General features: G+C 56.2%; 20 protein-coding genes. 12 read left to right on the forward strand and 8 right to left on the reverse strand.

Features of this window, described 5'->3' with window-relative positions; genetic code table 11:
- Positions 1-16 precede the first annotated feature (16 nt).
- Genes JYE49_RS13800 through JYE49_RS13810 form a run of 3 tightly spaced genes read left to right on the forward strand, consistent with a single transcriptional unit; the run spans position 17 to position 4,190 of the window.
- A complete protein-coding gene (locus tag JYE49_RS13800) occupies positions 17-1,021 on the forward strand; it encodes a carbohydrate ABC transporter permease (RefSeq protein WP_093957697.1) in 1,005 nt (334 codons plus the stop codon).
- Between the two features lie 59 nt (positions 1,022-1,080).
- Positions 1,081-2,790, forward strand: a complete 1,710-nt coding sequence (locus tag JYE49_RS13805) for a hypothetical protein (RefSeq protein ID WP_093957696.1) — start codon at positions 1,081-1,083, stop codon at positions 2,788-2,790.
- A gap of 32 nt (positions 2,791-2,822) precedes the next feature.
- Complete coding sequence (locus JYE49_RS13810) at positions 2,823-4,190, forward strand: ABC transporter substrate-binding protein (RefSeq protein WP_093957695.1); 1,368 nt, start codon at positions 2,823-2,825, stop codon at positions 4,188-4,190.
- 73 nt (positions 4,191-4,263) lie between these two features.
- Here JYE49_RS13810 and thrH read toward each other — a convergent pair whose 3' ends face one another.
- Both thrH and rd read right to left on the reverse strand, forming a co-directional pair.
- Positions 4,264-4,863 carry a bifunctional phosphoserine phosphatase/homoserine phosphotransferase ThrH gene (gene thrH / locus JYE49_RS13815; RefSeq protein ID WP_093957694.1) on the reverse strand — a complete coding sequence of 200 codons (600 nt, stop codon included), beginning with the start codon at positions 4,861-4,863 and terminating at the stop codon, positions 4,264-4,266.
- A gap of 15 nt (positions 4,864-4,878) precedes the next feature.
- Positions 4,879-5,031: a rubredoxin gene (rd, locus tag JYE49_RS13820; protein WP_093957693.1), complete on the reverse strand. Its 153-nt coding sequence runs from the start codon at positions 5,029-5,031 to the stop codon at positions 4,879-4,881.
- Between the two features lie 209 nt (positions 5,032-5,240).
- Between rd and JYE49_RS13825 the strand changes: the two genes are divergently transcribed.
- On the forward strand, positions 5,241-7,877 hold the full coding sequence (locus tag JYE49_RS13825) for a translation factor GTPase family protein (RefSeq protein ID WP_093957692.1): 2,637 nt from the start codon (positions 5,241-5,243) through the stop codon (positions 7,875-7,877).
- A gap of 6 nt (positions 7,878-7,883) precedes the next feature.
- Here JYE49_RS13825 and JYE49_RS13830 read toward each other — a convergent pair whose 3' ends face one another.
- The 5 genes from JYE49_RS13830 to JYE49_RS13850 all read right to left on the reverse strand — a co-directional run bounded on the left by JYE49_RS13830 (position 7,884) and on the right by JYE49_RS13850 (position 12,707).
- Positions 7,884-8,894 carry a prolipoprotein diacylglyceryl transferase family protein gene (locus tag JYE49_RS13830; RefSeq protein WP_093957691.1) on the reverse strand — a complete coding sequence of 337 codons (1,011 nt, stop codon included), beginning with the start codon at positions 8,892-8,894 and terminating at the stop codon, positions 7,884-7,886.
- Positions 8,895-8,915: 21 nt separating this feature from the next.
- On the reverse strand, positions 8,916-10,757 hold the full coding sequence (locus JYE49_RS13835) for a phosphodiester glycosidase family protein (protein ID WP_179217369.1): 1,842 nt from the start codon (positions 10,755-10,757) through the stop codon (positions 8,916-8,918).
- Positions 10,747-10,932 carry a hypothetical protein gene (locus JYE49_RS13840; RefSeq protein WP_179217368.1) on the reverse strand — a complete coding sequence of 62 codons (186 nt, stop codon included), beginning with the start codon at positions 10,930-10,932 and terminating at the stop codon, positions 10,747-10,749. The genes JYE49_RS13835 and JYE49_RS13840 overlap by 11 nt, the downstream gene beginning before the upstream one ends.
- A 96-nt stretch (positions 10,933-11,028) precedes the next feature.
- Entirely contained in the window at positions 11,029-11,955 is a 927-nt protein-coding gene (locus tag JYE49_RS13845) for a hypothetical protein (protein WP_093957689.1), read from the reverse strand.
- A 206-nt stretch (positions 11,956-12,161) separates the two neighbouring features.
- On the reverse strand, positions 12,162-12,707 hold the full coding sequence (locus JYE49_RS13850) for an NADH peroxidase (protein ID WP_093957808.1): 546 nt from the start codon (positions 12,705-12,707) through the stop codon (positions 12,162-12,164).
- Positions 12,708-12,948: 241 nt separating this feature from the next.
- Between JYE49_RS13850 and rpsB the strand changes: the two genes are divergently transcribed.
- From rpsB to JYE49_RS13885, 7 genes are all read left to right on the forward strand, one after another.
- Positions 12,949-13,707: a 30S ribosomal protein S2 gene (gene rpsB / locus JYE49_RS13855; RefSeq protein ID WP_093957688.1), complete on the forward strand. Its 759-nt coding sequence runs from the start codon at positions 12,949-12,951 to the stop codon at positions 13,705-13,707.
- Between the two features lie 59 nt (positions 13,708-13,766).
- The gene (tsf, locus tag JYE49_RS13860; protein WP_093957687.1) at positions 13,767-14,693 is read left to right on the forward strand and encodes a translation elongation factor Ts; all 927 of its coding nucleotides are present in this window, start codon (positions 13,767-13,769) and stop codon (positions 14,691-14,693) included.
- Positions 14,694-14,787: 94 nt separating this feature from the next.
- A complete protein-coding gene (gene mtnN, locus JYE49_RS13865; protein ID WP_093957686.1) occupies positions 14,788-15,465 on the forward strand; it encodes a 5'-methylthioadenosine/S-adenosylhomocysteine nucleosidase in 678 nt (225 codons plus the stop codon).
- 110 nt (positions 15,466-15,575) lie between these two features.
- Positions 15,576-16,277 (forward strand): iron-sulfur cluster assembly scaffold protein, encoded by a 702-nt coding sequence (locus JYE49_RS13870; protein ID WP_084096122.1) that lies wholly within the window; start codon positions 15,576-15,578, stop codon positions 16,275-16,277.
- Positions 16,278-16,294: 17 nt separating this feature from the next.
- Positions 16,295-17,314, forward strand: a complete 1,020-nt coding sequence (locus JYE49_RS13875) for a GGGtGRT protein (RefSeq protein WP_093957685.1) — start codon at positions 16,295-16,297, stop codon at positions 17,312-17,314.
- 201 nt (positions 17,315-17,515) lie between these two features.
- Positions 17,516-18,337: an SDR family oxidoreductase gene (locus tag JYE49_RS13880; RefSeq protein ID WP_093957684.1), complete on the forward strand. Its 822-nt coding sequence runs from the start codon at positions 17,516-17,518 to the stop codon at positions 18,335-18,337.
- 5 nt (positions 18,338-18,342) lie between these two features.
- Positions 18,343-19,326, forward strand: coding sequence for a phosphodiester glycosidase family protein (locus tag JYE49_RS13885; RefSeq protein WP_179217367.1), 984 nt, complete (start codon positions 18,343-18,345; stop codon positions 19,324-19,326).
- A 223-nt stretch (positions 19,327-19,549) separates the two neighbouring features.
- Here JYE49_RS13885 and JYE49_RS13890 read toward each other — a convergent pair whose 3' ends face one another.
- Positions 19,550-20,134, reverse strand: coding sequence for a hypothetical protein (locus tag JYE49_RS13890; RefSeq protein WP_093957682.1), 585 nt, complete (start codon positions 20,132-20,134; stop codon positions 19,550-19,552).
- Between the two features lie 499 nt (positions 20,135-20,633).
- Here JYE49_RS13890 and JYE49_RS13895 point away from each other — a divergent pair, with 499 nt between their 5' ends.
- Complete coding sequence (locus tag JYE49_RS13895) at positions 20,634-21,164, forward strand: QueT transporter family protein (protein WP_093957681.1); 531 nt, start codon at positions 20,634-20,636, stop codon at positions 21,162-21,164.
- Positions 21,165-21,225: the final 61 nt, after the last annotated feature.

The following is a 21,225-nucleotide window of genomic DNA, read 5'->3' on the forward strand; positions in this document are numbered from 1 at the left end:
GGGAGGGAGAAAGAACATGCACACCGGCAACGCCGCGCAAAGCGGAAAAATCACCTGGCAGGGCTTCCGGAATTCTCCCGCCTATGCCAACCGGCGGGATAAAACCCTCACCGGCATGAAGAACCTGGTGCTGGGCATCTTCCGGCTGATCGTCATTGTGGGCATCAGCTATGTCATCCTGGCGCCGGTGATCAATATCATCGCCAACTCCTTCTTTTCCCGTCAGGATTCCATCAATCCCATGGTCTTCACCATTCCCATCAGCCCAACGCTGGAGCGCTACACCATGGCGATCAAATACCTGGATTACCTGCCGATCCTCGGCAATACCATCCTGTATGTGTTCGGCATCACCCTGATCCAGCTGCTCATCTGCTCCATGGTCGGTTACGGCTTTGCCCGTTACCGGTTCCCGCTGAAGGGGCTGCTGTTCGGCTTTGTGCTGGTCATGATCGTGATCCCGCTGAACACGATCCAGTTCCCGCTTTATACAACCTTCCGGTTCTTCAATCCCCTGGGCCTTGTGGGGCTCTTCAACGGCGGCAAGCCGATCAACCTGCTCCAGACCGCCTGGCCAACGATGGTCATGTCCGTCTTCGGCTGCGGTCTCCGCTCCGGCCTGTATATCTATATTTTCAATCAGTTTTTCCGCGGCCTGCCCAAGGAGATTGAGGAGGCCGCCCTGGTGGACGGCGCGGGCACCGCGCGCACCTATTTCACCATCATGATGCCGAATGCGGCGCCGGCGGTCATCACGGTCGCGGTGTTCTCCATCGTCTGGCAGTATAACGATTCCTTTTTTGCCAACACCTTCAACATTTCCGATTCCATCCTCGTCACCCGGAAGCTGGAGTCCCTCATCAACGTCATCGCCAACGCGGAGAAGGTGCTCACCATCCGGGAGCAGCAGCTCTATTTTGACGCCGGCGTGGTGCTGGTGCTGGTTCCCGTTGTGGTCATCTACCTGGTGCTCCAGCGGCGGTTTATCGAGGGCGTGGAACGCTCCGGCATTGTGGGCTGAGCCCGCGCTGATTTGTTAATTACCCGGGATCGGGTAAAAAATAAAAGGAGGAAAGTCCCGTGAAGAAAATCATTTCCTGGTTGCTGGTTGCCGTGATGGCAATCGGTATGTGCTCCTGGGCGTCCGCCGATCCGGTGAACGTGCTTGACTTTGAGGACGGCGTGTTTGCCTTCCTCGGCGTCTCCGCCGTCAAACCGAACGCGGATGCCGCCGCGTCCCTGGAAGTTGTGGATTACAACGGTTCCAAGGCGCTGCGCGTCGCCGCTCAGGGGATCCCCTATGTGGCCCTGAATCTGGAGGGCCTGGCCGGCGAAAAGCTGGCGGATGTTGCCGGTGTCTCCTTTGATATCGGTGTTGACAAGGCCGCGGACGGCAAGTTCTACGCGGTTTCCGGCGTGGTGTACAGCTACACCGGCGAAAACGCGGATGAGAACAAGGCCGACTGGTCTGTCTATATGGAGAAGAAGAATCCGCGCAATGTAAAGATTGCTTTCAAGGCGCCGTTTGTTGCCGGTGCGGGCAATTATGTCATGATCTCCCGTGAGGACCAGGCCGGCGGCGAACCCGCCACCTTCTACCTGGACAACATCCGGTTCCTGGACGCGGAAGGAAACGCCATCGCGCTGGATCCCGCCGCGGTCTATGTGGCGGAAGCTTCCGAGCGGGATCTGAGCAACCTCGTAGCCCTGACGAACGCTGTTGAGTTCCCGGATTTCCACAAGTCCGCCGGCGCCTGGGCGCAGGACGGTCTGGAAATGCCGCAGGAAATCATTGACGCCCTGGTGCCCGGTTCCGTGGTGGAAGTGGAATATGCCAGCGCGGACGGTTCCATGTGGATTGTCATGCCCTGGGCAACCGCCGGCTGGATGCGCGTGGGCCAGGGAACGGCTGCCATCAACAACAGCAAGACCATCGCCCAGATTCCCTATGAGATGATCGAAGCGCTCTGCGGCGAGGACAAATCTACCTGGGGTGCCATGATGCAGTGCGAAAGTGCTTCCGACTGGGAAGTCTTCGCTGTGCGCGTGGGCCAGCGGGCGAACCGCATCGTGCTGAAGAACGCGGTGGAATTCCCCGGCTTCACCAAGTCCGCCGACGCCTGGGCGCAGGACGGCCTGGAAATGCCGCAGGAAATCATCGACGCGCTGGTGCCCGGTTCTGTGGTGGAGATCACCTACAGCTCCGAGGACGGAGATATCTGGCTGGTGATGCCTTGGGCAACTGCCGGCTGGATGCGCGTATCCCAGGGAACCGCAGCGAAGATGGGCGGCAAGGCTTATATCACCTATGAAGAGATTGCTGCGCTCTGCGGCGAGGACAAGTCCACCTGGGGTGCCATGATGCAGTGCGAAGGCTCCTCTCCCTGGGAGGTTTACGGCGTCCGTGTGGGCCAGAAAGCGGAATTCTTCGGCCTGACCAACCTGGTGGAATTCCCCGGCTTCACCAAGTCCGCCGACGCCTGGGCGCAGGACGGCCTGGAAATGCCGCAGGAAATCATCGACGCCCTGGTGCCCGGCAGCGTTGTGACCATCTCCTATGATTCTGAAGACGGCAACATGTGGCTGGTCATGCCCTGGGCGGCGGCCGGCTGGATGCGCGTGGGCAACGACGGCGCGGATGTGGCGGACGGCAAAATCGCACAGGTGACCTATGAACAGATCGAGGCGCTGTGCGGCGAGGACAAGTCCACCTGGGGCGCCATGATGCAGTGCGAAAGTTCCTCTGCCTGGAATGTTTATTCTGTGGCCGTTGGCCAGGCGATCAAATAATGACCTGATTTCTGGAAAGGAGAAACTGACTTATGAAAAAAATAACAGCGATGCTGCTGGCACTGGCTATGGTGCTTTCCCTGGCCGTGACGGCGCTGGCGGAAGATCCCCGGAATATCACCATCGGTCTGTGGTGGGATATCTACTATGACTCCAACGATGAATCCTGGGAAGACAATGAGGCCGCCACCGGCAAGGAAACCGACCTCATGCGCTTCGACAACGTGAAGAATATCGAGGACGCCTACGGTGTGACCTACGAATTCCAGAACCTGACCTACGCCGGCGTGCAGGATTCCGTGAACAACTCAATCCTGGCCGGCGAGCCGGACTGCGACGTGTACATGGTGGAACTGGGCTGGGGCGTTCCCGCCGTCATGAACGGCTACGCCATGGACCTGCGTGACGTGCTGGATCCCGATGATCCGCTGCTCACCCATAACGACACCGTCATGAACTATGTGGCCCTGGAAAGCGGCGCGGTTTCCCTGCTTACCGTCAACGGCGCTGAGGACCAGGTGGCTGCCACCTATCCGCTGGCTTTCAACCTGCAGATGATCGAAGAAGCCAACCTGGAGGATCCCCGGGAGCTGGCCGCCCGCGGCGAGTGGACCTGGGACAAGTTCCGGGAGTACTGCATCGCCCTGACCAAGGACAACGACGGCGACGGCGTCACGGATGTTTACGGCTACGGCGCCTGGATCACGGACTGCCTGCCCTACTGGTACATGTCCAACGGAACGACCCTGGCTTCCACCCCCAAGGAGAACCTGTCCTCCGTTGAAATGGGCGAAACCCTGAAGTTCCTCCAGGACCTGTGGCTTACGGACAAGGCGGCTTATCCGCTGCCCGCAGAAAACGGCTGGGACGTCTGCCGCTGGCTGTACCGTGACAAGAAGGTGGCCTTCACCACAACCGCCGCCTGGATCATGGCCAACTATGACGACTATAACTGGGACGGCAAGGCCGAAACCACCCTGGACTTCGACATGGTCTTTGTGGATTACCCCATCGGACCCCACGGCAACGCGGAAACGAACGCCACCAAGATCGCTGCCGGCAGCTTCTACTTCATCCCCGTCGGCATCGAGAATCCGAAACTGGTCTATGATGTTTTCCGTGCCTATCAGAACTGGTACCATGACGATACCGCTCTGCGGGATGATCCGGAAGAACTGGAATGGTGGTACACCACCACTTCCGACAAGCTGGACCTGCAGGAGTGGAACTTTGAAATCATGAAGAAGATGGGCGAAAAGACGGTGGTTGACTTTGCCGGCACCGTGCTGGAGCAGATGCCGCTGGTTGAATTCATCAACGGCGACCTGACCCCCGCTCAGCTGCAGGAGGAATACAAGCAGGTGGTTCAGGATACACTGGACCAGATCTTCGGAGCCTGATTCCGGAGCCCTGTTTTCCCAAAGGAAAGGGAGAGTCACAGGATTGTGACTCTCCCTCTTTTCATCCGTTGGTTTACAGTGCTTTGCGGATCAGCGCCAGCAGCTCGTCATAGGTTTCGCAGGCGGGCAGATCAGGATAATCCTTCTTGATCTGCTCGGTGGAGCGGAACAGGATGCCGGCCTTGCTGGCCTGGATCATGCCCAGGTCATTGTAGCTGTCACCGGTGGCGATGGTTTCAAAGCCGATGCTCTGCAGCGCCCTGACGGTGGTCAGCTTGCTCTTTTCCACCCGGATGCGGTAACCTGTGATCATGCCGTCTTCCCCCACCTCCAGCTCATTGCAGAAGATGGTGGGCCAGCCCAGTTTCTTCATCAGGGGAGAAGCGAACTGGGTAAAGGTATCGGACAGGATGATCGCCTGGGTTTCACTCCGGAGGGTATCCAGGAATTCTTTCGCACCGGGCATGGGATCGATGGTGGCAATGGTGTCCTGAATATCCTTCAGGCCCAGGCCGTGCTCCCGCAGGATGCCCAGCCGCCACTTCATCAGCTTGTCATAGTCCGGCTCGTCCCGGGTGGTGCGTTTCAGTTCCGGGATGCCGCTGGCCTGGGAGAAGGCAATCCAGATCTCAGGCACCAGCACCCCTTCAAGGTCAAGACATACAATATTCATAGACAATAATCAGCCTCAGACGGGAGTGAAGGCATCCTTTCCGAGACCGCAGACGGGGCAGACCCAATCCTCCGGGACGTCTTCCCAGGCAGTGCCGGGAGCGATACCGCCTTCGGGATCGCCAACTTCAGGATCATAGATGTAGCCGCAGGGACATTCGTACTTCATCGATTTTCATCCTTTCTTTTTATCTCAGTTGGAAGCGGCGAAACGCCGTTTCTTTTCTGGCTCCATCATAAGTGAACGGAAGGGTTTCGTCAAGCGTGAAAACAGCGGGAGTTCAAATGGACAAAGCCCCGGAATACTGATATACTTCATGCCATCAAAACCTGAATCCAAAGTCCATCCGGAAGACTATAAAAAGGAGGGAAACAGCCATGGCGGGAAAGCTGACGGTGGGTCTGGCGGCCCATGTGGACGCGGGCAAAACCACCCTGTCCGAAGCTATGCTGTTTCTCAGCGGCGCAGTGCGCCGCCAGGGCCGGGTGGATCACGGGGATGCCTTCCTGGATACGGAACAGATGGAGAAGGAACGGGGCATCACGATTTTCTCCAAGGAAGCACGGCTGACCTGGGGAAAAACAGACCTGACGCTGGTGGACACTCCCGGCCATACGGACTTCGCCGGGGAAACGGAGCGGGCCATCAGCGTGATGGATGCCGCGGTGCTGGTGATCAGCGCCACGGAGGGCGTCCAGTCCCATACCCGGACCCTGTGGAAACTGCTGGAGCGCAGCGGGGTGCCGGTAATCCTGTTTGCGAATAAAATGGACCGGTACGAGGGAAGCCGGAAGGAACTGATTACAGCGCTGGGCGCACTGTCTGACCGGATCGCGGATTTTACCGGAGATCCCTCAGAGGCGGCTGCCCTGTGCGATGAGACCTGCCTGGATCTGTACCTGCGGGACGGCGCTGTGCCTGAAAAACGGATCCGCTCCCTGATCCGGGAACGGAAGCTGTTCCCCTGCTTTTTCGGGGCGGCCCTGAAGAACGAGGGTGTGGAACCGCTGCTGGATTTCCTGGCCGGGTTCGCGGAGGAAAAAGAGTACCCGAAGGAATTCGGCGCGCGGGTGTACAAGATTGCCCGGGATCCCCAGGGAAACCGGCTGACCTTCCTGAAGGTGACGGGCGGGGAACTGAAAACCCGGGACCAGGTGACCGGCGGCACCGGAGAAAACAGCTGGACGGAAAAGATTGCCGAAATCCGGCAGTATTCCGGGGCAAGATATAGCGCGGCGCAGCGGGCGGCGGCCGGAGAACTGTGCTGCGTGACAGGACTGAGCAAAGCCATGCCCGGGGATGGCCTGGGCGCTGAATATATCAAAGGGGAGCAGACCCTGCGCCCCTGCTATGCCTGCCGGGTGATTCCCGGCCCCGGGGAAGACCTGCACAAGGTGCTGGACTGCCTGAAGACGCTGACGGAAGAGGAACCGCTGCTGCAGACAGAGTTTGTGGAAGCCCGGCGGGAGATCCGGGTGCACTCCATGGGAGACGTGTACCTGGAGGTTCTCCGCCGGCAGATGAAGGACCGCTTCGGGATTGAGATTTCCTTCGGCGAGACAAGCGTGTTGTACCGGGAAACCATTATGGCTCCGGCTGAAGGCGTGGGCCACTATGAGCCGCTGCGCCACTACGCGGAGGTGCACCTGTGGATGGAGCCCCTGCCCGCCGGCAGCGGCCTGGTGTTTGACACGGACGTGTCCACGGACGACCTGGCGCTGAACTGGCAGCGGCTGATCCTGACCCACCTGCAGGAAAAGATTCACCGGGGCATCCTGACCGGCGCCCCGATCACGGATATGAAAATCACCCTGATCGCCGGAAAGGCTCACCTGAAGCATACGGAGGGCGGGGATTTCCGGCAGGCCACCTACCGGGCGGTCCGCCAGGGCCTGATGAAGGCCGGATGCGTACTGCTGGAGCCCTATCTGTCGCTGGAAATCACCGTGCCCCAGGAAGCCCTGGGCCGGGTAATGAACGACCTGACCCTGATGGGCGGCAGGCCGGAAGGACCGGAGGACGCGGAGGAAGGACTCCGGAAGATTCGGGCTGTGGTGCCTGCTTCCGCCTGCCGGAACTATGCCCGGGACCTGAGCGCGCGGACCGGAGGGGCGGGACGGATGATTGCTTCCTTTTCCGCATACCTGCCCTGCGCGGAGGCGGAAAAGGTGATTGCGGAAAAAGCCTATGATCCGCTCCGGGACGTGATGAATCCGGCGGATTCCGTATTTTGCTCCCACGGTGCCGGGGTTTCGGTTCCCTGGGACCAGGTGGAGCAGTATATGCACCTGCCTTTAAAAGAGGAAAGGAAAAAAGCGGAAGCCGCTCCGGCTGTCCGGACGGTCGGCGCCGCGCCGTATCGGGGGACCGCGGAGGAAGAGGAAACCCTGCGGCACATCTTTGAAAAAACCTACGGACCGGTAAAGGCCCAGCGGCTGATGAACCCTGTGCCGAAGGAAACCCCGGCGGAAAAACTGCCGGAGGAGAAACGGACGCCGGCTCCGGAGGGCGAGATCCTGCTGGTGGACGGCTATAATGTGCTGTTTGCCTGGGATGAGTGGAAGGACCGGGTACAGGAAAACTTCGACGCGGCCCGGATGCAGCTGACGGAGCTGATGTGCGACTACGCGGGCATGACGGGACGGGAGGTTATCCTGGTTTTTGACGCCTACAAGGTGAAAGGGAATCCCGGATCCGCGGAAAAATACAAGAATATCTACGTGGTCTATACCCGGGAGGCACAGACCGCGGACGCCTATATTGAAAAAACCACCCTGCTGGCCCGGAACCGGGCGAGGGTGCGGGTGGTGACCTCCGACCGGCCGGAGCAGCTGATTGCGCTGGGCAATGAAGCGCTGCGCACTTCCGCCCGGGAATTCCGGCGGGAGGTGATCGGCGTGCAGGGAAGCGTTGCCGAATACCTGCAAAAAAACTACCGCCCTGGAACGGAACGTTCACTGGAGCGGCTGTATAAGGAAGCCTGGAAGAAATCCAGGGAGAATAATGACGCGTAGGGCCGGTTAAGCCGCAGGAGCCTCTCCTGCGGTTTTTGTTTCCTTCCGGCACAGGCACAGGTACAGGATCACCGTTACAATCGTGGTCGCCAGCAGTACGCAGGTGCCGAAGGAACTCAGGTTATAGGCAAGCCAGTTGTAGACGCCCTCCGGCAGCAGGGATTGAAAATGCCAGGGCTTGTCCATCGCGTACTGCATGATCCCGTTCAGCACATAGCTTATCAGGTAAATCACCAGGGCCCATCCCGGGAAGCGCCCGCTCCGCTGTTTCACCCTGTATCCGGCGCGGATGAACAGGATGAGCATCACCACCGCGGCCAGCACCTGGTCCACATGCACAAAGAAGAAAATCAGGCAGTCCAGCCGGGTCAGCTCCAGGAAGAGCCGCACGGCGCATACCAGGAAGACGAAGCGCTCAAAGCGCAGCCCCTCCGGCAGGGGGCGGCCCTTCCGTGCCCGCAGCGCCATGCAGCCGACGATCACGAGGATCATAAGTGCCGCGATGGTGCACACGGCCAGGTACCATACGCCCCAGCTGTCCTTCACCGCGAAGGGGAACCGCGCAAACAGGTCACCGTCCGTCATGTCCTGTAGGCCGATGTCGCGGAGATCCGCCAGTCCCAGTTCTCCCAGGAAAATTTCATCAAACCGCATCAGGGCTGCCAGTAATCCGGCGGGAAAGGCCAGCTGGTCCAGATACGCGGGGATTTCCCTGCGCTTTTTTGCGCGGAACAGCACCGGCGCCAGGCAGAAACCGATTGCGCCGCCGACGAAGGAAAACTGTTCCGGCACCAGCAGGAACCATTTGCCGGCACCGTTGGCCTTCAGTGCGGAATAGTTCAGCGCCACATAGACGCCCTTGGCAAAAAAGTAAGCCAGCACAAGGCCGGCAATAAAAATGCCCGCCGCCAGGGGCACGGAAAGCCCGTGCTTCCGGACGCTCAGCAGGAAAAGGGAACCTGACACCAGGATACTCAGTGCCAGGATCGCAAAATACAACGTTGTTGCAGAAAGCATATGGTTCACCAGCTCACAGGATTATTCAGCCGAGGCAAAATAGATGATATCGGTCAGTTTCCGCTGGGACTGATAACCCAGCTCGTTGACCTTGTTTCCTCTGAAGAAGAGCAGGGTGGAATCGCCGCCATCCAGGTTATAGGCGATCTTTACGTCCAGTGTTGCGACAAAATCGGCAAACTGATGGAGGGTCATGCCGCCGTTCTTCTGGGAAGGTCCGGCACAGCATACGACTTTGTAATGCAGGTGATCTACCTGGCAGATGCAGATCCGCTGACGGGGATCCATCCAGGCCATATTGATCCAGCGATCAGTGCCGCGGAAGTCGTCCACAGGACGGCCGTTTTCCACCAGGATCGGACCGAAAGAGAAGGAATTCAGCACCCGCTTGCCGTTGATATGCGCGGGAACTGATCCTTCCTGGGGTTGATGAATGCCTGTGAAATCGCCGTCTTCATCAACCAGGAGTACGTCCATCAGCAATGCATTCCACTTGCCGACAGGATCCAGGTTGTTCTCATACAGGGTTCCCTGGCGGACGATGTATCCCAATCCACGCTTTTCGGTGCTGCTGAAATAGTCCCCGTTGATGGCGAGTACGGCATTGGCACGCTCTGCCAGCCGGATGGCGTCCATCTGGCCTGTCGTTTCAAAAGAACCGTTCAGGCTGGCTGCAAGGGTGCGGAGCTGGGAAGCGTCTTTCAGGAGAATATCAGCAGTCCAATACTGACAATCTTCATAGACACCACTTCCGATGGAGACCGTGATGGTGGAATCGGAATAAGTATCATTGCCGGTATATCCGGAGGCCTTCGGCGCGCTGCCGATGGAATAATCAATGGGAAGCATATATCCCTTGTCTGAAAAATCCTGTGGAGCCAGCAGTTCCAGCGGCTCTTCCGATTCCGGAATGACGACATCCTCCGAAGGCCAGCTGTCTTCGAAGGGGACATACTCAGTCCGGGGGTGAAGATGGTTTTCACCAAAGTTTTTCAGGATCACTTCGTAATGGGGATCCCGTTTGGTCTGTGTGATCATCCGCCAGCCGCCGAGGGTGGAATAATGGGTGGTGTTGATATTGGTGTTCGGGAAGGCAGCGCGGATTGCGTCCACATCCTCACCGACGGGAACAGCGTTAATCTTCCGGCAGGAATACATCCAGAGCCGCTTCAGATTGGGAAGCTTCAGCACAGGGCTCAGATCCTCGATCCGGTTGAAGCACAGATTCAGATCCATCAGGTGATCGAGTCCTTCCAGCGGGGAGATATCCAGGATTCTGTTCTTGAACAGTTCCAGATATTCCAGATGCTTCAGAGAAGCAATGGGAGTGATATCTTCAATCGTGTTGCAGGCTACGATCAGGATCCGGAGGTTGGGCAGATCATACAGAAAGTCCAGATTGGTGACGTTGTTATGGCCTACATCCAGTGCCATGAGGTTCCAGCAGTATTTCAGTACGGAAAAATCCTCACTGTTGTGCTTTGCACTGGTGTCGTTATGCAGCGTGGACCAGGAAGTATAGTCCGTACGCACCAGGTGCTCATGATCCCGGTTGCGGATCACCATGGTCCAGCCCCAGCGCATATCAGGATAGCGGGCAGCCAGCATATCACACTGGTCAGCGGTCATCCGGTTTTGCCACATATCTACCTGCCGAAGGGACGGCATCTGGTCAAGAAATGCGGTAAAGGCATCAAAGTCTGTAACGACAAAATTACCGAGGTCAATATACTCGGCATCCTGGGGGTAATCAGTTCCTTCATAAGAAATGGTCGTTCCGTCTGCGCTGGCGAAAAGCGGAAGAACCAGCAAAAGCAGCAGAAGGAGTAACAGAACGTGAAAATTGCAATGTTTATTGTCCATCTTGTTCCTGGTACCGTGCGCGGTTGAAATTGTCTGCCAGGTCGGCGACATTTTCAAGCACTTTGTCCGGCTCTTTGATGTTGTTTGACTGGGGAGTGTTCTTTTTTATCCAGAGACCGATAACTGCAAGTACAACGAGAACAGCAAAGAAAACGATCATAAAAGTTCCGAACATCGTACGGTACACCTCCTGAATACATAATTTAGTGAGATTTTACGCGGATATTATAATAAATCACCGGGGTGATTTCAAGCTGACGCAGGCCGGGCGTCAGACTACAGGGATCCCTTCTTCCGGCAGCTCCAGTTCTTCTTTCGGATAGTCGAGGACGTGTTTGTCGATCTGGTTTACATACGCGGACACGGGATCCGTCGGATCATAAAAAACAGGGATTTTCCGGCCGAGGAAGTTTTCCTTTCCGTATTTCCGCAGGATAAAGCGGGTGGCGTCTGCATGCGTCTCATAGGGAATGTCATTCACCGTATACTGAATGGTACAGTGGAACAGGGTGACTGGATCGTCGTCCAGGTCCAGGTGGGTTTCCCCGATGATCCGGGTGAGGGTACCCGTGGCCAGACCCGTGGCCCTGCGGTGCAGCGTATGGATGCGGTAGGCAGAATGCAGCCGGGGAGCGGCGGCAGACAGCAGCATAAGGATCAGGATACCGAGCGTGAGCCAGGTGTCCCGGGTGGCATGGCGTGTTTCTATATCCCGGAGGATCTGCCAAAGAACGAAGAAGAGCACCACGCCGAAGATGATCCGCAGGCCGACGGCGAGTGCGAGCGACGCTTTGGAGCCGCGGAAGGAGGCAAACCAGCGACTGAGCACGAGCATGTACAACAGTGCAAGGGTACCGCAGACCATGGCCAGGGTCGCGAACAGGGTGGTGGCTGTCGGAAGCGCTTCGTACTGAATGTATGCGGTGATCAGCAGGCACAGGATGCCATGGGAAAAAACCAGAAGTGACGGCCGCTTTTTTTGAACGGCTTTATATACCAGCCAGTTCAGGATGACTGCGGCTAAAGCGGCCAGAAGGATCAGGAAGGCAGCCGTACCGGAAAGACAGGCAGCCTCGCCGATGGGACGCCTGAGGAAGATGATACACAGTGCCGGGGCAAGTGCATAAAAAAGCAGAAACCTTGGGAAAACTGTCAGGAAGAACTTTTTCAGAGCTCGCAGCAGGTCGGATTTGTTCATAAAAACAGCCTCCGTATTTTTATCAAACTATAACAAACACCTCATTCCGGATACAGAATAGCAGGGTTAACCAGTATATAAAAGGTTTGAATTCGCAAAATAATTCCCGCTATTTTGCATTTGTCCTGTTTTTTTGCACATATTTTCATTGTACAGACCTAAAAACAGGGCAGGACAAAAGTCCTACCCTGCCGGAAATGCTGTTATTATTTACCGAAGTACCGCTCCAGCAGACCCTTGAAGGCCTTGCCGTGGCGGGCTTCGTCGCGGGCCATTTCATGCACGGTGTCATGGATGGCATCCAGGCCCAGCTCCTTGGCTTTCTTGGCCAGGTCGGTCTTGCCCTGGGTGGCGCCGTTTTCGGCTTCCACGCGGACGCGGAGGTTTTCCTTGGTGCTGGGGGAGAGCACTTCGCCCAGCAGCTCGGCGAACTTGGCGGCATGCTCAGCTTCTTCAAAAGCGGCAGTCTTCCAATATTCAGCGATCTCCGGATAGCCTTCACGGGCAGCGGCGCGGCCCATGGCCAGGTACATGCCGACTTCGCAGCATTCGCCTTCGAAGTTGGAACGCAGACCGGCTTTGATTTCTTCCGGAACGTCCTTGGCAACGCCGACCACATGCTCGGCAGCCCAGGTCATTTCGCCTTCCTGTTTGATGAACTTGGAACCGGGAACTTTACAGACGGGGCACTTCTCGGGCGGTTCGGGCCCTTCATGTACGTACCCGCATACGGGACATACCCACTTCATAATGACTACCTCCATATTCTTAATAGTAAAAATGTCTTTTCCGGCCACTTGCCTGGTCAGATTATACCATTGAAAACATTGTAAAGTAAAGAAAGAAATCAGGTCAGAAAAACTTGCTTTTGGTTGAAATGTATGGTAAAATCCATCCGATTACGCACCTTTTCCCTGCGACTGCTTGTGCCGCACACCGCGGTGGCCGGCCGCACAAGGGAAAGGGGTGGAAAATAACAAGGAGGGAACCCCTATGGCAGTCATTTCCATGAAACAGCTTCTGGAAGCCGGCGTACACTTTGGTCATCAGACCCGCCGGTGGAACCCGAAGATGGCGCAGTACATCTTCACCGAACGTAACGGCATCTACATCATCGACCTGCAGAAGACAGTCCGCAAGGTTGATGAAGCTTATGCTTTCGTCCGCGACATCGCGATGGAAGGCAAGAGCATCCTGTTCGTCGGCACCAAAAAGCAGGCCCAGGAATCCATTGAATCCGAAGCCAAGCGCTGCAACATGTTTTATGTCAACAACCGCTGGCTGGGCGGTATGCTGACTAACTTCAAGACCATCCGCACCCGTATTGAGCGCCTGAACCAGATCGACAAGATGGAACAGAGCGGTCAGTTCGACGTGCTGCCCAAGAAGGAAGTTATCAAGCTGATCCACGAGCGGGAAAAGCTGGAAACCAACCTGGGCGGTATCCGCGAGATGAAGAAGCTGCCCGGCGCTCTGTTCGTTGTGGACCCCCGCAAGGAGCACATCGCCGTGACCGAAGCCCGCATCCTGGGCATCCCGATCGTGGGCATTGTTGATACCAACTGCGATCCTGACGAAATCGACTACGTGATCCCCGGCAACGACGACGCTATCCGCGCTGTGAAGCTGATCGCCGGCAAGCTGGCCGATGCTGTGCTGGAAGGCAAGCAGGGCGAGCAGGTTGAAGCTGAAGCTGAAGAAGCTCCCGCTGAAGCCGAAGAGAAGCCCGCCGAGGAAGCTACCGAAGCTTAATCATTAACGGCTTGAACCTCTGACAAATAGAATAAGTATATTAGAGAGGATTGATTAATATGGCAGCAATTACTTCCGCTATGGTTAAAGAGCTGCGCGAGCGCACCAGCGCCGGCATGATGGATTGCAAAAAGGCTCTGGTTGAGAGCGACGGAGATATGGACAAGGCCATTGAATGGCTGCGTGAAAAGGGACTGAGCCAGGCTGCCAAGAAGGCCAGCCGTATCGCCGCTGAAGGCGTTGTGGCTCAGTACACCAACGATGAAGGCACCATCGGTGCGATCGTCGAAGTGAACTGCGAAACCGACTTCGTTGCCAAGACCGATAACTTCATCGGCTTCGCCAACAAGGTTGCCAAGCAGGTTGCTCTGGCTAACCCCGCTGATGTGGACGCCCTGATGGCCCAGGCTTTCGTGGACGACAACAGCAAGACCATTTCCGACCTGGTCAGCGATGCGACCGTTGCGATCGGTGAGAAGATCTCCGTCCGCCGCTTCAGCCGCTACGAGACCACCGGTGTGGTTTCCACCTACATTCACCTGGGTGGCAAAGTCGGCGTTATGGTCGAAGTTGCCGCTGATGCTGCCGGCCGTGCCAGCGAAGACGTGAAGACCTTCGCTCATGACCTGGCTCTGCAGATCGCCGCTGCCAAGCCCGAGGCTGTCCGCCGCGAAGAAGTGGACGTTGAGAAGCTGGAGAAGGAAAAGGAAATCCTTCGCGCCCAGGCTCTGAACGAAGGCAAGCCCGAGAAGATCGTCGATCGTATGGTCGAAGGCCGTATCGAAAAGTACTACAAGGAAGTGTGCCTGCTCGAGCAGCCCTTCGTCAAGGATCCCGATAAGAACATCAAGGGTCTGATGGGCGAGATCGCCAAGGCTGCCGGCGCTGAACTGGATGTTGTGAAGTTCAGCCGCTTCGAGCGCGGTGAAGGCATCGAAAAGCGGAAGGATGACCTGGCCGCTGAGATCGCCGCGATGCAGAAGTAATAAAACAGAAGAAAAGGGCTGTCTGATGACAGCCCTTTTTTCTTAAATGAATACTTAAAACTTAAAAATTCTATATGCTTAAGGTGGTGAGAAGATGAAGATTGGACTTTTGATCGCAATTACCCGGGAACTGGAGGCTTTCCTGCAGAGCGGGGAAGAGCGGACCGAGGAGATTGTGGCGGGCAGAACTATCTACAAGACCCGGATGGAAGGCCATGAAATCTATGCCGTATGTTCCGGCTGCGGAGAGATTGATGCGTCCTCTGCAACCATGCTGCTGATCGTGAAATACGGCTGCGAACTGATCCTGAATTTCGGCGTGACCGGCGCCTTGCTGGAAGACCTGAAGGTGGAAGACCTGTTCGTGGCAGAGAAGGCATGGCATTATGATTTCGATATCACTGCCTTCGGCGGCACTGAGAAACTGGGCCAGTACTCGGAGTATCCTGATGAATTCATTCCCCTGGATGCAGGCCTGGTGAACCTTGTGACGGAGAAGATCCCCGGAATCCGGAAAATCGCGGTAGCCAGCGCGGATAAGTTCGTGGAAGACAGGAATGAGAAACTGCGCCTGCGTGAATCCGGCTGCGGCCTGTGCGAGATGGAACTGGCGGGTATTGCCCGGGTATGCGAGCGCAGCGGCGTAAAGTGCCTGTCCATCAAGTGCATCAGCGACGCGTTTGACGGAACCGGAGCGGATTTTGAGAAGAACGTAAGAAACAGCGCGGCGAAAGCGTTCAGCGCAATCCGGGAAGTACTTAAAGCGCTCTGATCCTTGTATGATTTATGAATTAATGGTTGTACAAGATTTGAGGAATATGGTATACTTAATCGGTTACCAATAACAATACTATCAACCTGAGACAGGAGGAACCGATTCACATGCAATACACCAAAGAAGTGGAAGAAATGGTCTGTGTTGCGAAGGGTCCGAATCATGGCCCCGCGCCTATTCCCGAAGAGGGAAAATGGATTCAGGCCAAGGAGATTAAAGATATCTCCGGTTATACTCACGGCATTGGCTGGTGCGCTCCCCAGCAGGGCACCTGCAAACTGAGCCTGAACGTGAAGAACGGCGTCATCGAGGAAGCACTGGTGGAGACCATCGGTTGCTCCGGTATGACCCACTCCGCCGCTATGGCCAGTGAGATTCTGCCCGGCAAGACCATCCTGGAAGCCCTGAACACCGACCTGGTGTGCGACGCTATCAATACCGCTATGCGCGAACTGTTCCTGCAGATCGTGTACGGCCGCACCCAGAGCGCCTTCTCCGATGACGGTCTGCGCATCGGCGCCGGTCTGGAAGACCTGGGCAAGGGCCTGCGTTCCATGGTCGGTACCATGTACGGCACCCGCGAAAAGGGCACCCGTTACCTGGAAATGACCGAAGGTTATGTTGTCAAGATGGCACTGGACAAGGACGATCAGGTCTGCGGCTACCAGTTCCTGAGCCTGGGCAAGATGATGGACGCCATCAAGAAGGGCATGTCCCCGAACGAAGCGTACGAAAAGAACCTGGGCACCTACGGCCGGTTCAAGGCTGAAGACGGCGCGGTCAAGTGGATTGACCCGCGTAAGGAATAAGGGGAGGTGTGAGACAAATGGCTTTGTTTGAAAACTATGAAGGCCGCATGCCTCAGCTGCAGCCTGTTCTGGACAAGTACGGATTCAAAAACTTCGAGGAAGTTAAAGCTTTTACCAACGGCAAGGGCGTTGACGCTTACTCCATCGTGGAGAGCACCCAGCCCATCTGCTTTGAGAACGTGAAGTGGGCCTATGAACTGGGCGCCGCTATCGCCATCAAGGAAGGCGCCAAGAACGCTGCTGAAGCCGCCAAGTGGATCGGCACCGCTCTGCAGGCCTTCTGTATCCCCGGTTCTGTTGCGGACCAGCGCCAGGTCGGTATCGGCCACGGCAACCTGGGCGCCATGCTGCTGGACGAGGAAACCGAATGCTTCGCTTTCCTGGCCGGCCACGAATCCTTCGCTGCTGCTGAGGGCGCCATCAAAATCGCCCTGAACGCCAACAAGGTTCGTAAAAAGCCCCTGCGGGTTATCCTGAACGGCCTGGGCAAGGACGCCGCCATGATCATTTCCCGGATCAACGGCTTCACCTATGTGCAGACCAAGTATGACTATCTGTCCGCTGACGTGAAGGAAGATCACGCGCTGACCGTTGTCAAGAAGACCGCTTACTCCAACGGTGACCGTGCCAAGGTTAACTGCTACGGCGCGGACGATGTGCGTGAAGGCGTTGCCATCATGTGGCACGAGGGCGCGGACATCTCCATCACCGGTAACTCCACCAACCCCACCCGTTTCCAGCATCCCGTTGCGGGCACCTACAAGAAGGAACGCTGGGAAGCCGGCAAGAAGTACTTCTCCGTGGCTTCCGGCGGCGGCACCGGCCGTACCCTGCATCCCGACAACATGGCTGCCGGTCCTGCCTCCTACGGTATGACGGACACCATGGGCCGTATGCACTCTGACGCGCAGTTCGCCGGTTCCTCCTCCGTCCCCGCTCACGTGGAGATGATGGGTTTCCTGGGCGCCGGTAACAACCCCATGGTCGGTATGACCGTTGCTGTGGCTGTGGCTGTGCAGGAAGCAATGAACAAGTAAATCCAAATGATCAACACTCCCGAAGATTCTTCGGGAGTGTTTTCATTTGGAAATGAATACTGAAAACTTAAGACTTAAAACTTAAAAATATGGAGGTTACTGCCATACACTCCGGTGATCGTTGTCAGGCTTGCGAAAAGGGAAAGGGTATATTAAAATACATGCGTATGTGCACCTCGTGGAGAAACGGAGGTCGGAATCATGAGCGGACAGAAAACGGTCTGGGTAACCGGTGCTTCCAGCGGACTGGGACTGCACACCGCGATGCAGCTGCAGAAAGACGGCTGGCGCGTGATTGCCGGCGCCCGTAGCTTTGAAGAAGGCGAAACCGACGGCATGTACCGGCTGAAGCTGGACGTGACGGACGAAGAAAGCGTCCGGCGCTTCTGCGAGAAGGCGGCTGAGATAGCTCCGCCGGATGCCCTGGTGCAGTGCGCGGGCATGCTGGTGCTGGGTTCCTGCGAGGAGACCGGAACCGAAGAGTTCCGCCGGGTAATCGACACCAACTACCTGGGCATGGTCCGGGTAAACCGGGCTGTGCTTCCGATCATGCGGGCACAGGGCGGCGGCAAGATTGTGATGTTTTCCTCCATCAACGGCCTGCTGGGCATTCCTTTCCAGAGCGCCTATACGGCGAGCAAGCATGCCATTGAAGGATACGCGGAGTGCCTGGCCCTGGAGGTTAAGCCTTTCGGCATCCAGGTGATGCTGGTGGAGCCCGGGGATCACCGGAGCGGAAGTGACAAGTACCGTCCCCACGCGGCAGCCATGAACGACAATTCTCCCTATGCCGCGGAATACGAAAGCTCGGTATCCGTCATTGCCCATGACGAACATAACGGATCCGATCCGGACGTGCTGGGCCGGAAGATAGCCCGGACGCTGGATAAAAAGAAGATTCCCTTCCGGAAACGGATTGCCAGTCCGGATCAGCACCTGGCGGTGTATGTGCACAAGCTGCTGCCGGCGAAACTGAATGCGGCGATCCTGAGACAATATTACATTCGAAAGAAGAAACCGTAATGAAGATGATGAAACGACTGCTGGCCCTGACCCTGACGATACTGCTTTTGCTGCCTGGATTATCCGGCGCCGAAGGAACGGAAAAGGACGGCTGGCATTTTGACGAAAAAGGATTCCTGACCGGAGACGACAATCCCGGAGAGGAATACATCCTGGAGGATGAAAAACAGGGCATCTGGCAGTATGCTTCCAAGGACCTGTCCATCAAAGTGACCCGGTTCGAGGAGAAGACCAAGAAGAAAAAGAAGCAGATATACTGTGTGGCGGATATCTGGTGCTCCGAGGCATCTCCGCTGGGAGCGATCCAGTCCGCCCCCAAGGAAAGCCTGAAGCTGAAGGGCGTGGCCTATGCGGGCATCGAACAGCGCCATGTGGAGGACCTGATTGCAAAGAATCCGTCCATCCTGGCTGTATCCGATGACATGTACGGCCTGCGGATTACTCCTGTCAGTAAAGGAAAGACGAAGTATGATTATCATGGCGTAGTCATCCGCAACGGTGAAGTGATTGCGACCAAGACGCGGAACAGCCAGAAGAAACGGAGCTGGCCGAACCTGGATACCATGGCGGTGTACCAGGACGGCAGCATGAAGGCCTTTGACTGCGACGCGCTGACTGCGGAAGAGTACCTGGAGCAGGGCGCGGTGCATGTGTTTGCTTTCGGACCCTGGCTGTTGTCCGGGGGTGAGGTGCATCCGAAACTGGAAAAGATCAACAACTATTCGGAACCCCGGGTGGCACTGGGCATGATCGAGCCCTATCACTATATCCTGATCGTGACCACGGGACGGCCCACCAATAAGTACCAGGGATACAAGCTGACCTGGCTGGCTGACAAGATGAAGGAATACGGCTGCACGGAAGCCCTGAACCTGGACGGCGGAGCCACCGTGGCCCTGGCATTCAACAACAAGATCATTCTCCACGGCGACATGGAAGCCAAAACGCTTCGGAACCTGGGAAGCATGATCGCATGGGGAATAAAATAATGCAAATGAAAAGTTATCGGCCTGAGGAGATTTCCACAGGCCGATTGCTATGTAACAAAGGGGACAAGGCGCTGATGTGACAGTTGGTCTGTCCCTGCTGTCACATCCATGCTCCTCTCACAGACTTGGTTTTATGATATAAACAAGCTAACACAGTTTATCACTGTGGACAATAACGTTCTTCTTTATTTATTCGACGAATGGTTGAGTCGGGCTTGTTCCTTTATTTCTTCCCGAATATCTTCAGGGCTGCCCCGGCTTTTTTGCAGACCTCGACCAGGAACAGGCAGATGGCGCCGTAAAGTATATAGGGAAGGAACGTTGACAGGAATACGGAGAAAGAGAAATTGATTTGCTGGACGTCGTTAATGTAATAGTTGGTCGGAAGACGACCCGCCATGATCGCAAGGATCAGGCCGCCGAGGGTGATGATGCCCGCTGCAACGGTGAGGAGTATGACCACCCAGTCCTTTTCTTTTTTCTCAATCAGTTTTGCTGTGGGGATGGGAGAACTCTGTTTCAACTTGGTGAGAACGGATTCGGGAATCTGCTTTTCTACGGCGGCAAATTCCTCTTCACTCATTTCCACCGGAAGCTTTTTCAGGACATAGTATTTCCAGTCAGAATACTTGGTAAGGTTGCTGTCGGTTGCCTTGTAATATTCGTATTCTTCCCGGGTGACTTCAATATAATCCTTTTTGCTCTCTAGGAGACCTGCATACTCAAGCACCCTGTAGCGGTACCTGGCCTCAGCCAGTTCCTTTTGATGTTCGCAATCGTTCAGGTATTCCCGTACCTTATCCTGCATAGAGCTCACTCCTTATTTTTGTGTCGATGGGAAGATGGTTATGGGGCAGTATGGAAAAACGCAACTCTTATGTAATCATTATATAAAAATACATACAATTTGCAAGAAGTGAGTCCGGACTCGCTCCTACCTCCTATCCGCAACCTCAATCGTCGCACTGCTCCCTTGGAGCGGTCGCATTGCTCGTTTCGGCAAGGATTCGCGCGCGCACCGCGGGCGGAATTCCTCGTGCCCGGGGCTGCCGCCCGTTCTCCACTGAAAACTGTCCACTGGACAGTTTTCCGGGCGTTCCGAACCCCGCGCACCGCGCACAACAGGACTCCGGGTCACTTCCTGCTTCGCAGGATAGCCCACTGGGTCACCGCTTCCTTCACTCCCCTCCTACCTGATCGGTATCCCTTGATTTATAAGCGATCATGAGGTATAATGCGCAGGCGCCTTACGCGCGGTGAGTTCGAGACCTTCCTCACCTAAAACAAAACTAAAGGATGGGATTATTATGAGAAAACTGTCAACTAAGGAACTAACCATTAGCAGCATGATTGCCGCGCTGTATGTGGTACTGACCTGGGTCGCAAACCTGGCCGGCTTGGCCAGCGGCGCCATTCAGGTTCGTCTGTCTGAAGCGCTGACGATTATGCCGGTCTTTACGGCTGCTGCTGTACCCGGCCTGACAATCGGCTGCGTGTTGGCAAATATCCTTTTTGGCCTGGGTCCGGTGGATATTCTCCTGGGCAGCGTGGCCACGTTGCTGGGAGCGATCGGAACCCGCCTGCTGAAGGATAAGCCCCTGCTGGCCTGGATTCCGCCGGTGATCAGCAATATGCTGATTGTACCTATCGTATTGTTGATTTATCATTTCCCGGATGTTTCGGTCACCATTCCGTTTACCCAGACAACGATCAATGCCTCCGGTTATCTTCCCCTTATGATCACTGTGGGAATTGGTGAGATTATAAGCTGCGGTGTGCTGGGCCTGCTCCTGTGGAGATCCCTGAAGAACATTCCGGCGATCAAAGAAATGAAATAAGTTTGCTGAAACAAAAACCCCCGCTTTTCCCTAAGGTCTCGGGAAAGACGGGGGTTTTTTC

The organism is Aristaeella hokkaidonensis, from assembly GCF_018128945.1.
Classification (GTDB): domain Bacteria; phylum Bacillota; class Clostridia; order Christensenellales; family Aristaeellaceae; genus Aristaeella; species Aristaeella hokkaidonensis.

Excerpts from the sequence above, each read along its gene's own strand:
- JYE49_RS13800 (WP_093957697.1), top strand. The coding sequence starts at position 17 with ATGCACACCGGCAACGCCGCGCAAAGCGGAAAAATCACCTGGCAGGGC.
- JYE49_RS13810 (WP_093957695.1), top strand. The coding sequence starts at position 2,823 with ATGAAAAAAATAACAGCGATGCTGCTGGCACTGGCTATGGTGCTTTCC.
- thrH (WP_093957694.1), bottom strand. The coding sequence starts at position 4,863 with ATGAATATTGTATGTCTTGACCTTGAAGGGGTGCTGGTGCCTGAGATC.
- rd (WP_093957693.1), bottom strand. The coding sequence starts at position 5,031 with ATGAAGTACGAATGTCCCTGCGGCTACATCTATGATCCTGAAGTTGGC.
- JYE49_RS13825 (WP_093957692.1), top strand. The coding sequence starts at position 5,241 with ATGGCGGGAAAGCTGACGGTGGGTCTGGCGGCCCATGTGGACGCGGGC.
- JYE49_RS13830 (WP_093957691.1), bottom strand. The coding sequence starts at position 8,894 with ATGCTTTCTGCAACAACGTTGTATTTTGCGATCCTGGCACTGAGTATC.
- JYE49_RS13835 (WP_179217369.1), bottom strand. The coding sequence starts at position 10,757 with ATGGACAATAAACATTGCAATTTTCACGTTCTGTTACTCCTTCTGCTG.
- JYE49_RS13840 (WP_179217368.1), bottom strand. The coding sequence starts at position 10,932 with ATGTTCGGAACTTTTATGATCGTTTTCTTTGCTGTTCTCGTTGTACTT.
- JYE49_RS13845 (WP_093957689.1), bottom strand. The coding sequence starts at position 11,955 with ATGAACAAATCCGACCTGCTGCGAGCTCTGAAAAAGTTCTTCCTGACA.
- rpsB (WP_093957688.1), top strand. The coding sequence starts at position 12,949 with ATGGCAGTCATTTCCATGAAACAGCTTCTGGAAGCCGGCGTACACTTT.
- tsf (WP_093957687.1), top strand. The coding sequence starts at position 13,767 with ATGGCAGCAATTACTTCCGCTATGGTTAAAGAGCTGCGCGAGCGCACC.
- mtnN (WP_093957686.1), top strand. The coding sequence starts at position 14,788 with ATGAAGATTGGACTTTTGATCGCAATTACCCGGGAACTGGAGGCTTTC.
- JYE49_RS13870 (WP_084096122.1), top strand. The coding sequence starts at position 15,576 with ATGCAATACACCAAAGAAGTGGAAGAAATGGTCTGTGTTGCGAAGGGT.
- JYE49_RS13875 (WP_093957685.1), top strand. The coding sequence starts at position 16,295 with ATGGCTTTGTTTGAAAACTATGAAGGCCGCATGCCTCAGCTGCAGCCT.
- JYE49_RS13880 (WP_093957684.1), top strand. The coding sequence starts at position 17,516 with ATGAGCGGACAGAAAACGGTCTGGGTAACCGGTGCTTCCAGCGGACTG.
- JYE49_RS13885 (WP_179217367.1), top strand. The coding sequence starts at position 18,343 with ATGATGAAACGACTGCTGGCCCTGACCCTGACGATACTGCTTTTGCTG.
- JYE49_RS13890 (WP_093957682.1), bottom strand. The coding sequence starts at position 20,134 with ATGCAGGATAAGGTACGGGAATACCTGAACGATTGCGAACATCAAAAG.
- JYE49_RS13895 (WP_093957681.1), top strand. The coding sequence starts at position 20,634 with ATGAGAAAACTGTCAACTAAGGAACTAACCATTAGCAGCATGATTGCC.